Annotated in this window: 14 protein-coding genes and 1 pseudogene; 4 read left to right on the forward strand and 11 right to left on the reverse strand. The window is 37.6% G+C overall.

Features of this window, described 5'->3' with window-relative positions:
* Both B050_RS22255 and B050_RS23430 read left to right on the forward strand, forming a co-directional pair.
* Positions 1-209: hypothetical protein (locus B050_RS22255; protein WP_044202242.1), on the forward strand; the 209-nt coding region annotated here is incomplete at its 5' end.
* A 14-nt stretch (positions 210-223) separates the two neighbouring features.
* Positions 224-469, forward strand: coding sequence for a hypothetical protein (locus tag B050_RS23430; RefSeq protein ID WP_157492711.1), 246 nt, complete (start codon positions 224-226; stop codon positions 467-469).
* A 346-nt stretch (positions 470-815) separates the two neighbouring features.
* On the opposite strand, the gene B050_RS0110375 is transcribed toward B050_RS23430, so the two are convergent.
* The 5 genes and pseudogenes from B050_RS0110375 to B050_RS0110400 all read right to left on the reverse strand — a co-directional run bounded on the left by B050_RS0110375 (position 816) and on the right by B050_RS0110400 (position 6,585).
* Positions 816-2,078, reverse strand: coding sequence for a 6-bladed beta-propeller (locus B050_RS0110375; RefSeq protein WP_044202243.1), 1,263 nt, complete (start codon positions 2,076-2,078; stop codon positions 816-818).
* 173 nt (positions 2,079-2,251) lie between these two features.
* A pseudogene (locus B050_RS23255) lies at positions 2,252-2,575 on the reverse strand (cysteine peptidase family C39 domain-containing protein).
* Between the two features lie 153 nt (positions 2,576-2,728).
* A complete protein-coding gene (locus B050_RS0110385; protein WP_229802487.1) occupies positions 2,729-3,859 on the reverse strand; it encodes a DUF4221 family protein in 1,131 nt (376 codons plus the stop codon).
* A gap of 800 nt (positions 3,860-4,659) precedes the next feature.
* Positions 4,660-5,790 (reverse strand): DUF4221 family protein, encoded by a 1,131-nt coding sequence (locus B050_RS0110395; RefSeq protein ID WP_044202262.1) that lies wholly within the window; start codon positions 5,788-5,790, stop codon positions 4,660-4,662.
* Between the two features lie 498 nt (positions 5,791-6,288).
* Positions 6,289-6,585 (reverse strand): hypothetical protein, encoded by a 297-nt coding sequence (locus tag B050_RS0110400; RefSeq protein WP_157492713.1) that lies wholly within the window; start codon positions 6,583-6,585, stop codon positions 6,289-6,291.
* A 253-nt stretch (positions 6,586-6,838) separates the two neighbouring features.
* Here B050_RS0110400 and B050_RS23805 point away from each other — a divergent pair, with 253 nt between their 5' ends.
* Complete coding sequence (locus B050_RS23805) at positions 6,839-7,000, forward strand: TraB/GumN family protein (protein ID WP_373294420.1); 162 nt, start codon at positions 6,839-6,841, stop codon at positions 6,998-7,000.
* Positions 7,001-7,091: 91 nt separating this feature from the next.
* Positions 7,092-7,364 carry a hypothetical protein gene (locus B050_RS0110410; RefSeq protein ID WP_018473858.1) on the forward strand — a complete coding sequence of 91 codons (273 nt, stop codon included), beginning with the start codon at positions 7,092-7,094 and terminating at the stop codon, positions 7,362-7,364.
* 406 nt (positions 7,365-7,770) lie between these two features.
* Here B050_RS0110410 and B050_RS0110415 read toward each other — a convergent pair whose 3' ends face one another.
* The 6 genes from B050_RS0110415 to B050_RS0110440 all read right to left on the reverse strand — a co-directional run bounded on the left by B050_RS0110415 (position 7,771) and on the right by B050_RS0110440 (position 13,797).
* Positions 7,771-8,280, reverse strand: a complete 510-nt coding sequence (locus B050_RS0110415; protein WP_018473859.1) for a DUF2188 domain-containing protein — start codon at positions 8,278-8,280, stop codon at positions 7,771-7,773.
* Positions 8,281-8,740: 460 nt separating this feature from the next.
* Positions 8,741-9,949, reverse strand: a complete 1,209-nt coding sequence (hmpA, locus tag B050_RS0110420) for an NO-inducible flavohemoprotein (protein WP_018473860.1) — start codon at positions 9,947-9,949, stop codon at positions 8,741-8,743.
* 51 nt (positions 9,950-10,000) lie between these two features.
* Positions 10,001-10,438 carry an RrF2 family transcriptional regulator gene (locus tag B050_RS0110425; RefSeq protein ID WP_026235793.1) on the reverse strand — a complete coding sequence of 146 codons (438 nt, stop codon included), beginning with the start codon at positions 10,436-10,438 and terminating at the stop codon, positions 10,001-10,003.
* A 20-nt stretch (positions 10,439-10,458) separates the two neighbouring features.
* Positions 10,459-10,776, reverse strand: a complete 318-nt coding sequence (locus tag B050_RS0110430) for a cupin domain-containing protein (RefSeq protein ID WP_026235794.1) — start codon at positions 10,774-10,776, stop codon at positions 10,459-10,461.
* Between the two features lie 343 nt (positions 10,777-11,119).
* Complete coding sequence (locus tag B050_RS0110435; RefSeq protein ID WP_044202264.1) at positions 11,120-12,193, reverse strand: glycoside hydrolase family 130 protein; 1,074 nt, start codon at positions 12,191-12,193, stop codon at positions 11,120-11,122.
* Positions 12,194-12,312: 119 nt separating this feature from the next.
* Complete coding sequence (locus tag B050_RS0110440) at positions 12,313-13,797, reverse strand: RagB/SusD family nutrient uptake outer membrane protein (protein WP_018473864.1); 1,485 nt, start codon at positions 13,795-13,797, stop codon at positions 12,313-12,315.
* Positions 13,798-13,808 lie beyond the last annotated feature (11 nt).

The following is a 13,808-nucleotide window of genomic DNA, read 5'->3' on the forward strand; positions in this document are numbered from 1 at the left end:
AAGTGTACAATTGGCGATCCAACGCTAAATCAGGAGCTATTATGAGTATTAAGAATCAAGGGGACTTACATACCAAAGCAGAATTAGAACTACTCAGAAAAGAGAATGAAGAGCTGAAGAAGGCTCTTGGTGAATCTACCTTGGACATCAAGATTCTAAAAAAAAAGTTGGAAATGGATCAACTACGAAACAAGAAATTGAATCGTTAGCCGGGGAGTTCAGAGTGAGTATTAACAGAACTATCAAGACTTTGGGAGTAGCCAAATCTACCATTTACTATAAGACAAAGAAGTATCCTGCTCGTAAAAGAACAGCTCAGAAGGCGCTTTGTGAGCAGATGAAAGCAGCAATTCTCAAGCTTACTGTAAGCAAGTCTACCTATGGAGTGCCCAGAGTTAGGGCCTCATACCGGTCAAATAGCGGTAGAAGTTTCCAACACCCCATGGGCAAGCGACATTACTTCGATTAAATGTTGGAATGGGGAAAAGCTCCGCGTAGCCTTTGTGATGGATGTTGTGATAAATAAATCATTGTTATACAATACTTATGCACGTCATTCTGCTTTAGAAATGAAAACACCAAATGAATTTTATAAATTAAAATCGCAGCATAACTAGTCAAACTTTTTAGCGGAAAGAGCATAACATGGGTTTATAACTAATAACTCAATAACATTGAGGTTAGATTTTATCTTTAGCAACATGAAGTAAATATAATAAACTTATGAAAATCATGGTTGTCAATAGCCAATCCACATATATGTTAGAATGATTAAACTCAAAATTAATTTCTTCTAATTCAAATTATTTTTAGGTTTAAAAATCTGTCTTTAACTTATAAAAAATCAAGACGGGATTGTCTGTGCTTTCTGTGTTTGACACCATATCAATAAGAGCTTCCCCACCGGTACCACTCTCAAGGATCATCTTTCTATTAGCGTAAACCTGCTCTGAAGATGTGTAACTTACCAAAACATTCTTTTCAGGAATAGCTGTTGATGCCTGAAAAAAACCTAACGAATAAATGTCATTATTAATTTTCCCATGAAACAATTTCCCCGTAGTATTTGATCTAAAAAGATGGGCGGTTCTACCACCTCCATAATAATGTTCAAAATAAGTAACATCACTTAAAAAATAAGCATTACCTACTATATATGAGTAATTTGAATATTCTTCTGCAAAATCACTTGCCATTTTAAAGTTGAAATTTGTATCATGCGGCAAAGTTTGATTTCCAAAATCTATGTAGCAATAAGGTGTCAATTTATTTTGTTGAAATGAATATACAATGTTTGAAAAAGGTCGAAGATAAAACACTTCTTCTCCCTTTTTACTAAAAACTTTCCCAGTAAAATAAAAATCTTGCTCATTTGTAGCATTATAAGAACCACCCTTAGCTATCACCTTCCAAGTAGTATCCACAATTGCCAATTGATTGTTTCTGATTTCTTCGAGATGATTATTGTCTGACTTATTTAGATCTACTGCACTCATGCTGCTATTGAGATATGCAAAATCTAAAAAGCGATAATAAACCCTTTGCTCTTTAATAAACTCTCCATCCAACGTATAATACAGCACTTTAGAAAGGCGGTCGTCATGAATAACCAATTGATTGTTATAGGAATCAATGGCAAAACTACTTGCTCTTATAAATTCTCCAGGTCCTTGTCCTGATACATTTTTTGAAAAGAGAAAGTCTCCAGAGAAATCAAAGATATAGACTTCATTTTTTTGGCCATCCATTAAATATATTCTTTCATCATGGATCTCTATTTCACTGATCCAATCAGAAATAATATCATTTGGAATTTCCCCGAGTTTCAAATACCATACACTATCAATTACTTCAGACATTAACACTTCATTATCATTATTATCAGGAACCTTAATTTCCATTTGATAAGAACTCTTTAAAGTATCGGAGTCCAGATTTAGCAAATCTTGAGAAAGAATCTTACTCTTTTCTAGATTGCTAAATTTATTATTAGAATTGGACCTTTCAGCTTTTCCACAGGATGAAAAAAAAATGGATAAAGAAAAGAATAACAAGATATTAATATTTACAATTTTCATAATTTATAGTAAATTTATTGAGGTGCTTAGCATTTTTGAAAACTCAAATAATTATTATAATTCTGTAATCCTTAAAACATTAAAGAAATAAGTGCTGCCAGATAATTATAAAGGATCAATAAATTAGGTATTTAATAATCCTTAAGTAGAATATATTAGGTTAGGCATCACATTCACCCATACACCGGAAGATAAACCTTCCCCTTATTAATTTGATATACTACCACAAAGTGGTTCTTGTCCCAGTGTACAATCAGAGGCATTTGAGCCTGCTCTAATCTCTTAAAATCTAACTAAGCCCCAATGGTTTTAAACCCAATGGCCTCTGCCGCATTGCTCAGCTTTAGCAAATTGCTTCCGGATCGAGTAGTTTCGGACAATTTTCTAATCTCTTGCAGTGAAATTAGCTTTCCATAATGTTTGGAAATAATCCGAAGACAAGTTGGTCCACAGTCTTTGGAATCGAGTTGTTTATAGAACGGAAAAGAGGATTTCAAGTAATTTAATTTTTTTAATTATTATACAATAATTTCATCAGCACTGAATTTCAATCGACTTATACATTATTAATCAGCTATTCTATATTTAAAAATTGCTCTACTTAAAACTTAAAAGTACTCCATATAGGGAATTTAATTAAATCACTAGACTTAAATATCCAACACGATAAACCCAAGCTCATCCAACAGATTTTGGAAAACCCATAGCTTTCCATCTTTGGCGAAATACTTTACATTTTCAGACCTTAATTCAGGAACATTCAACTCCGAAATGAGATTAAAATCGGCGTCGAAAACAGATAGAAACACCTTCGTTTCTTTTATTTCTGGAAGAAAAGCATCTTCTTCTTTTCGAATATTAGAAAAAATTCGTGTGGCAGATAAACGAAAATATCTTTTTTTCACATCATCCCACACTAAAGGTCCAAACCGTACCTGTTCCAATAATTTTTGATACTCATCTTGTAGCTGACCATATGTTGAAAGGCTCTTAAAATTAAAATCTCTGACACGACTAGATGTCAATTTAGGGCTGTAATTGATAGTTCTCACTGGTTTTCCTGCTGAATTGAATAAGTAAATTTCACTTGAAAATTGATGGCTTACTATAATATAATCATTTTCAGACATATTATAAACTCTTGGATCTAAGAAAGAATATGGATCATCAATCTTCAAAACAAAATCATGATAGGACTTCTCTGTATCTATATCATATCGAGCCACTGAATTATCTTGTACTGACAAAACATCAAAATACACACTGCTATTTGATTGATCATAGGTTAATCCAAAGACTTTCAAATCGCTAGAACCGATAGCAACCTCATAAGTAGGGATTTGACCATATGCTAAAGAATCTAAACCTAATGCATTTACCCAATCAATTTTTTCCAGAAGCTCACCGTTTATATTAAAGACTGAAGACCCAGTACTTGATTTGATGAATAGTGAAGCATTTTCTAAAAAATAAATATCATAAATATATTCACCCGTTCCGTTAGGTCCTTCAGCTTCAAACGAATAATTACTTACAACCTCAAGATCATCAAGGTTTATTTCATCAATCGAATGATCGAACTTATTATATAAAAAAATCGAACTTTTTTCTTCATTTAAATCTGATTTTAAAATATCCAAATCCAAATCCAGAAGCCGCCCCTTAGAATTAATAATAACTGTATCAATCAAATACGATAAATCGTCGTAAAGAACTTCACCTTTCCTGTTTTGACATGACATCGAAATACTTAGAATTAATAAAAATAAAAAGCGCATCATATGGTTTTTTAGTTAATTATAGAAGAAGCCAAAATTAACCTTAGCCTCTTCACACCTATTGAGAATCAATATTCTAATTCAATAAAAAAGAAACTTAACCATCTAGTGGTATTGGCTTCAATTTACATTTACCCTAGTCACACCAATCATGGTGACTCTTGCTAGGGCATTCAAATGAGCATAAACCCGCATTATGAATTAGAATAATTGAATGGAGGGCTTATGTTTTGAATTTGGGCAAATATCCCACCCATCCAATGCCTCTTTTTAGCAGGTAATGAGATTTTCAATACCTGCTTATTGGCATGATTTACCCTCCATGCTCCCAATGCAATGTAATAGGGTTTCAGTGTTTTTAAAGTGGCCCGATTTGGTAAATTCCGCTCTAAATGAAATTTTGATATTACGACAAATAAATCTCCATGCAAAACACAAAACCATCCGGTCATCCGTATTGGCGCTAAAGGTCTTGTGTAGGGCGGCTTGGGTTTTCGAAACGCGGCTCTGCCCCACATTGCTGAACAAGATTAAGAAAACTGAACTTCAAATTTACATTGAACACCAAGCTGGCATAAATATTTTGTGTAGGCCTTGGATGGTGAATATAAATCAAAAAGTTGTCGTTCCAACGGGCGAAATTCCCATATTCATAATTCTGTGTAAGAATCAGAATAAATATATTCTTTATAGAAAACCATCTTTAATCATTTACATTTTTACATAATTACATTTTGATTTAAAACACTAAATGAATAAATTATTCAGAATACATTCCATTCCCCCAAGATTGTAGCTAACATCTAGAAACTTAGCACCAAGAATCCCAGTTCATCATCCAAATTCTGGAATACCCAAAGATCCCCATCTTTTGTAAAGTACTTCTTGGATTCAAGATCTAACTCGGGCACGTATACTTCGGAAATTAAATTAAAATCACTGTCAAAGATGGACAAATACACTTCTGCAGTATTTTTAGGCACTAATGCCCCCTCCTCACGACTTTCTGAAAATTTCCTTATTGCGGACAAGCGCAAATATCTTTGATTAACTTTATCCCATACAGGAGGGCCAAATCTAACCTGCTCCATGTAAGATTGGTAATCCTTGAATAAAAGATCAGCAGTGGGATAATCAACTATTCCAGAAGGTTTCACACGCTTTGGTGTCAAATTGGGATCATATTCAACAGTTTTCAAAAATTTACCGTCGGAATCCCATAGAGTAATTTCATTTGAAAACTCATGCCCTACTGTTATCACACCCCCTTCATAACCTAGATAAACATAAGGATTCATTAAAGCAAAATATTGAGGATCTTCCGATTTCAAGATGAAACTCTTGTATGAATCTTTCGGATCTGCGTCAAACCTTTTAATTATCGAATCCTGCACCCACAAAACGTCTAAAAAAACCTTATTAGAACCAGAAGCATAATTCAATCCAAATGCTCTCAGGCCACTAGAATTTAGGAGAAATTCGGTGTTTGGTACATCATTATATTTTTGCCCAGATGAATCAAGAGAATTTCTCCAATCTAGTCTTTGAAGCAACTTACCCTCTTTATTAAATATAGCTGATACTACATTAGATTTGATAAATAATAAGCCGTCCTTCAGTAAATTAATAGAATTAACATTCTTCCCTGTACCATTAGGACCTTCTACCTCTAAGGGATAAGTGCCCGAAAACTCCAACTGATCAAGATTTATCTCATCGAGGGAGTGATCATTTTCATTAAATAATAAGATCGATTTACTATTCTCATCCAAAGCTGAAATTAGAATAGACCTTTTTAGATCCAGAAGTCTACCTTTAGAGTCAATCCTTACGGTATCAACAGAATAAGCTATTTCAGCATCCCCTAGATCTGAGGTTTTACTTTGGCACGCAATAGAGACACCAATAATTACGATTAATATTAAATATCTCATAAACTTGAAGTTATACTGATTCAAAACCATAAAGTATTTTTTATTGTGAAAAACAAATAATTTTTAAAATGAAATTTTCTCCTTTGGTATATAGGGGAGATAGACCCAAAAAGCGATTCAAGTAATCTATTGGAATTTGCCGTTTTCCATTGAATTCTCATGAAATGAAAATATCGATGTTTAAAATTGACTTCATTCAATTTGAGTATTAGGTTTTTAAAATACTATACCGTATTTTCTAATTTTCAGTAAATTTTCACTAAGACAATTAACCTTTTAATCGATAAAAATAGGTCATCAATTAAATAAAAACAGAGAATATAAAAGACTAATTCAATTTAGGTAACTTTTGGACTTTTCCAAAAAAAAGTCTTCTAAAATAGAAAATAATTAATCTCAGCCAACTGTTGCATAACTTGATTTGATGGAAGAAATTTATGAGATGGATGTAATTTTTCTCATATCGTAAAGGAGTAATAAAAAGAATTAAAATAATGGTTAAGGGATGTATTTAATATCAAAACGTCCTTCTGTTATCTGTACAGTATCACAGGTTCCACTAACAGTAGAAAACTCAAATATCCCTGAAACAATAAAGTTGGTCTTGTCAATTCTTGAAAAGTTGATATTTCCCCCAATAATATCTGTAGCTTCATGCCTGCATCTTTGACTTTCTGAATATTCCATAAATCTTGCCCTAACGGCGGGTAGGTCAGTCACATCGTAATTATGATTTACTTCGAAAGGATCCAGGACAGTAAAACCAACACTTTGACCTACAACTCCTGTATCCATCCTACCACTGATTTGAATTCCCCCTCCCTGATAAATAGCCGAGACATATTGTATATTATTGGAAACCATTGCCTTCCCATTTACTCAACAACCAAATGTATTTTCTCCGGTTTGGGTAATTGAAGGAAGATTTTCCAACTCAGTTTTTGGCTTACTATCCTTGCCGAAAAAATTCAGGTCACAAGCAGTACACATAGTAAAATAATAAGGTAGAGGATACTTTTCATATATTTAAAAATTTTGCTATATGAAAATGAATAATTTAAATATCAAACGAAAAAAGAAGATCTACAAGAGAAATCAGTTGTGGCTACCATCCATTGAAGATAAAATCTCACAATATAATTGCTTAGTTGCCGTGGGTGCTAATCACTTATTTTATAAGGCAGGTCTAATCACTGTACTTCGAGCTTAGGGGCATATCGTAGAGCCTGTTGAATAAAAGAAAAATTAATATTTTCTATTCAACTATTTGAATAGGGATTTACTATAACATTACTTTTACAATGAAATCACTTTCCATCATCAATGATGACCTAATATATGAGAATTTAAGCTTGAAATTAAATTATATCACTATTGCTGAAAATCAAATTCTATTTGCCTTAATTGATAGTGATGACCTAGAAAATCATCAGATAAATAATGAATTGGTTTTAGTTAGAAAAACAGCCTTTTCACTTAATTATCGAGACAAAAGGATTTGTTTAGACCCTTTAACAAAACTAAAAAATTATTTTACGTTAACTATGATTGCAATCCAGCATGCTTGCGGATGATTTTAAAATTTCATGGAAAATCATTTCAACTCGAAAATATATAAAAAGATTCCGCCGACCTTTTTGGGAGCTAAGGAAACTGTTGACTTTGTAGGAAAATTGACTAATTAAATTGAGTTTATTCGATTCCAGGTCCGCCCATTTTCCCAGAATAACAATATATATAACCAATGAATAAGATGGGATTTCGAACATTTAGAGTATAAAAATCATCCCTCCTTTATATTCCAAAAAGAAAAATCCTCAAGAAAAGAGATTGGTAAGCTATAAGCATGACAAAACACAAACTTTAACAGAATTCCTACCTAAATCGTGGGGCTAAGCTTCAAATAAATACTAGCTATCCGAGCTCCAGAATTAAATTTCTCGGCTACTACCGAGACATGGCAGCGATCATTTCCCTTTATCATCCAGCGATATGGATGTTCAGCTCGGAATTAGTTTTTGAGGCTAGTTTTTCGGCTTGCTTGATGGCTTTTCTTTTATTGCTATACGTGAAGGAGAAGAGGGGCTCCATATCATAGGAGCTTATTTGTACCACATAATCCCGTACTTTTCCTGAAAACGTGGGACTGATTCCATTTGGGGTATTGATTCTAATATAACTATTCGAAAACACACTTATTCTTTTTATTTCAGGCATGGGTACCCATGTTCCAAACTTATAACCTACAACCGAAAAATAGGCCATATACTTTTGCTCGGTAAGGTCGATTAGCATTCCTCCGTAGGAGTTTATTATCAGCATCCCCAGTAGAATTGCTCCTCCCCCTACCCCAAACACTTTTTCTGGGGAATTTTCAGCTTCAAAAATTGATGGACTCACCAAAGCAAAAACACCAGCCAAAATCAATATGGGGCCTAAAATATGGGGCCCCTGAGTAAAACTGCGTCTTTTAAAATTAAATTTATTCATATTAAAGCATATTGCACCACTCCTGACTCCACAAAGGGTGTATCTTGATGGGATGAGCAAAAATACCCACACTATTTTCACACTTATAGACCACCTATGGGAAGATATTTTGCCAAATTCTTAGGATCAAATTCCATCAGAAAATACACCAATGGCCAACAAAGTTATTAATTTAAGCAAGAATTTAGTGGAACAAAAATATATAGAAACTTAGCACCAAGAATTCCATTTCACGCTCCAAATTCTGAAACACCCAGAGATTCCCGTTAACTAATAATCCTCAAATGTAAGGGGAACCCTTGCCTTTCGGTTAATACTATTTTGTCAAATTATTTGACGATAATAAAGGGTAACACATTTTTTACAGGGGCTTTTAACCCAAAAAAGCGGGATCGACACATCCCGCTTTAATTATATTCTCATAAATAAACTACTTGATTTACTTCCTAAGGCTGCTCCTTTAGTTCAAGGATAAGGAAGCTGGACCAAACTCCTCATAGTGAATGGATTCACTCGGTACTCCTTCGGCTTTGAGGTATTCATATTGCTTGGTAATGAAGGGGGCGGGACCACAGATATAATAATCCGCTCCGTCTTTAAGCACCTCATCCTTGATCAAGCTTAGTTCCACCACACCAGTATGAACTGAGGCATCAGCGGAATCCAGTTGCTCATAAAAAATATGCTGATTGAGATGCTTATGTGAATCAGTCAATTCTGACAATCTATTCTTAAAGGCATGCACCGCCTCATTTCTACAGCCATGAATCCATAAAATCTGTCCGGTGGATTCACTATCCGCTAGGCTAAGCTTCTCCACCATGGAAAGCAGGGGTGTCTGTCCTACTCCACCACTTATAAATATTTTGGCTCTTGAGGGGCTGTCTTTTAGCACAAAGGTGCCAGCGGGTGCAGTGATCTCCACTGAATCGCCCTCCTCAATATGATCGTGAAGCCTATTGCTGATCATCCCATTTGGATGAGTGCCATTTGCTTCTTTCTTAACGGATATCCGGTAATATTCACCGTTTGGAGCACAGGAAATGCTGTATTGTCGAGGCTGGAGCAAGTTCATCTCCGGAAGAAATAATCGAAGGCTTATAAACTGCCCAGACTCATAATCTGCCACCGCTCCTCCGTCCGACGGATAGAGATAAAAAGAAGTAATTTCGGCAGATTCTTTGACTTTTCTCCTGACGATAAATGGCCTCCATCCTGTCCATCCACCCTTTTCATTGATCTGCTGATCATAGAGCTTCTGCTCATGGCCGCTCATCAGGGCAGCAAGCTGATTATAAGCCACAGTCCACGCATCCACAAGAGCGGGACTAGCGGCATCCCCCAATACCTCCTGAATGGAGGCTATCAAATGGCGCCCCACGATACTGTAATGCTCCGGACGAATATCCAGACTCGTGTGCTTATGACCAATATTATTCACCACTGGCATCAGGACAGAAGGATCCTCAATATGCTCGGCATAAGCCAATACCGCCATCGCCAAAGCCCGCTGTTGCTTATTATTGGTCTGATTGCCCATATTAAACACATGCTTCAGCTCAGGATTATGAGTCAGCATCCTCTCGTAAAAATGAGTGGTCAATAAAACACCGTTCTCTCTTAACACCGGCACGGTGTCCTTTACCAATTGTTTCTGTTCTCTAGTCATACTGATACTTTATTAATAAAAGATAAATTTGTCCTTTATTTGGACAAAAAATTATTTGTTCAATGTTAATTTCCCATTTAGGTGCTCTCTGTTAAATTCTCCGATGGTGGTTTTATAAAGCATGCTGGTTATTTGATTACGGACTATTTTAAAATCCTCATGGAGTGGACAGGGATTATTCTCTGAGCAATAGCTCAAACCCATACCACATCCGGTAAATAGCTCATTGCCTTCGAGTGCAGTGATAATATCTGCCATGGGGCGCTGGAGTCCTGGCGCATCGATATAAAACCCTCCATGGGGGCCTTTTATGGACAGCACGAGCCCCTGCTGGCTGAGTTTCTGTAGTATTTTAGCCAAAAAATGCTCTGGAGAATTGATGTTTTCAGCAATTTCCCTGATGCCTGTTCGCTGGCCTTCCTGAGACCTTACGGCAATATAAATAACCGCCCTCATGGCGTATTCGCATGTTTTGGAGAAAAAACCCATTTAACGTCTTCTTTTTTAAACTATTTATTCTTGTCAATTTTAATTAAGGAAAGCCTTACTATACTGTCCTCTCGAGCAGTCAGATGATGCAAAACATCCGCTTCCAAAGCGACCATCATTCCAGTCTTTAGGTGAAGCAGCTCCTCCCCAAGTCCAAAATCGATAGCTCCCCTCATCACACAGACCACAATAGGAAACCCCGCTTTATGCTCCTTCATCTCCTGCCCTTCCCGGAAACTTATCCGAATTTCCTTCACCGCAGGCGTATCCAACATTACTTTTAGCACTGGGCGACTGTCGCCATAGGTGATCGCTTCATTAATTGCTGCTACTTCCATGCTCCTATAGTTTATGTTTATAAGTCTCCCCTCTTTACCGCTCTCTTTATGCTCAAATATAAGAGAGAATTTAATAAAGGACAAGTTTGTCCTTTATTAAATTCTCAATAAAAACCAGTGAGTTGATCCACGCAGAATGAAAGGCAACACACAGAGGTATGGAAAAGGAAGATCAGCAGTTTTTTTTCCAATCCCACCGAGCAAGTTCCTCTGTGTATTGCTGGAAATTAACTAAGGAAGATATAATAGGTAAGTGTCTGGGGGCTAAATTCTCTTGACAAAAAAACCCTACAAACGCCTATACTCCCCTTATTTAATCTAATGAGAGAAGAACCGATACAGTCTAATTTTCTCCTTCCCCAACGACCACCCCCACCATACTATCGGCAGTGCCATAATACAAAAACCATTGCTCTTTAAAGTAAACAAGGCCTTCCAGGAAGGTAGTACCATCTTTATATTGTCCGGATTTCTCAAAAGGCAGCTCGGGTTGGATAAACGGCTCATCAGACCTGTCCAATAACTTCCACGGTTCTTTGGAATCAAATAGTGCCTGACCACCGGTATATACCCTATTTCCCAGATCACTTACCCCTATATTTGCGGAGTTGCCAGCATTATAGATTACCACGATCCCATCAGCGGTGCGTACAGGGGGCGGTCCAGCTTCGACCAACCAGGAATCGAAATACCCAGGTCGTGGGCTCAGCACCGGAGCCAAATTCCCCTCATAGGTCTCTACTGGCTCCCAGTGAATCAGGTCCTCTGAGGAAGCCAGCCAAATATGGGGAACGCCATAATACATCCAATACTTCCCATTTATCATCGCTGCCACCAATTCTCCATCCTGAAGCTCCGTGACGATAGCGCCCGACTTGGTCTCTTGATTATGGTATTTTCCGTCTTTCCATTGTTTGAAGATAGGCCCATGTTTCTCCCAATGCAGCAGATCCGAGGAGGTGGCCACCGCTAGCCGTGGATACTCTCTGTTCCATTGGGTATAGGTCAATACGTAAGTTCCCTCCGGAGTTTCTATTATGCGCGGATCTTCAGTGCCTCCTGTCCATTCAAATTCCTTCTGATTATCCTCTGCTGGATAGAATATCGGTACTTTATTCCTTATAAATTCCCTTCCATCCTCGCTAGTAGCAAGACCTATTCTTGAGGTATGTCCCCCAATTTCGTTTTCTCCAAGCTTCTCTTCGGCACGATATAGCACATGGATCTTCCCGTCTTTTACGATAGCTGCTGGGTTAAAGGTCGCCATGGACTCCCAGTGCACGCTTTCGCCAGACATTGGGTCCTCAAAAACCGTTTCGCTGGTGGGGCTGATGATTGGCTGAGGATCATCTCCTCGCAAAAAAGGCCCAAGCATCCAGCTTTTCTCCTGAGCCATGACGGCTGAGCCCATCCCCATACCTAGAAGTAGGAATAGCCTCCCTATATATTTTATTTTCATCTTCATATTTTATTTGATTGATTTGGTTTCAAAAAACGGCAACTTACCCCACTTCCAAAATGCCATTCTATTCCTTTCTAATATCCGGGATTTTGGCCAATCCTGCCGCCCGACTTATCGATTTCCCCCTGAGGTACAGGGTAGAGCATATGATAATCCTGGAAATTTTTGCCCAAGGCAGTGAGACTGGATTTGGCAATCCCCCAGCGCTTAAGATCGTTGAAACGCTGCGACTCAAAACCTAGCTCCACTCTTCTTTCTTGCCTCAATGCCGCTATAGCCTCTTCCATGCTAAGGCCCTTATTGGATAAGGGAGGCAAAATAGCTCCTGTATTTGGTAAACCACTTAAAGCAGGTGTATTGCGAGCTCTGGCTCTGACCTGATCTATCAGCAGAAGGCCTTGATTTATGTCTCCTTGCTGCAAATAAGCCTCGGCTTTCCATAATAGCACGTCAGCATAGCGGATGTAAATTTTATTTCCTGGAGAATCATCATTCCCTTTATACTCCCCATCGGTGGAGCCCAGCAGCTTATGGATCAATTGTCTTTCTGGATTTACGGTATAGCCACTGCGCGGATCTCCTTGCTCAAAAGCTGCCAAAAAATCCTCCGAAGGTGCCACAAACCCCCAGCCCATCAGCGCTCCCAGCCCATTTCCTTTATTCGGGTTTAATCCCTGTTCATGGTTATAAGCAAATATTACTTCCTGTTCCTTATATTCTTTACTTACCTCAAATGCATCAAAATAATGAGGGTTCAGTGCATAGAATCCCAAGCTTTCTATCTCCGCTATATACTGAAGCACCTTAGTCCAGTCCTCCTCAAACAGGGCTATTTTAGCCTGCAGTGCTTTCACCGCTCCTAATGAAACTCTCCATGGCTCAGCTTCACTGGAATATTTCGCTGTGGGTAATAAGACCGCTGCACTTTCTAAATCAGCCTTTATTTGTTCCACTACCAAACTTTTTGACACCCTTCCGGCCACCTCATAAGCCTGCTCAAAATTCTCTAAAGGCTTAGTCAATAAGGGGACATCCCCGAAATTATTGGTAAGCTCAAAGTAATAGTAGGCTCTTAAGAAATATACCTCTCCCAATAATCTATCCTGAAGGGAAGGGCTCATCCCCGTCTGTGCAGCTAGATTTTCCTGCTCCAGCAGCGCAATGGCCTGATTACATCTGGCGATCCCCTCATAATCGTAGGTCCAAGTCCCATTAAAAGCCCCATTCAATGAAGTGAAATTAAAGGAGGCAACTTGATCCATCCATGCCTGATCTCCGTCAGGATTCCATTTCTTCTCCATATCCCCGGAAGCAATATCGTAAATGATAAAATCAACCCTCAATACGGTTCCTCCTAGCCAATTCCACTCCCCAATTATATTTAAGGTATTGGAGAGGACTTGATAAGAAGAATTTACCGAAGAGGTCACCGAAGATTCCGTCGGCTCCGTATTGATCTGATCTTGCGTGATGAGTCCTATGGGTTCTTTATCCAGGAAGGAGTCGCAAGCTCCAAAACTGAGAGAAGATAGGACGAGTATTTTTATGACGTTTTTCATGATAGCTAGAA

This window comes from Echinicola pacifica DSM 19836, assembly GCF_000373245.1.
Classification (GTDB): domain Bacteria; phylum Bacteroidota; class Bacteroidia; order Cytophagales; family Cyclobacteriaceae; genus Echinicola; species Echinicola pacifica.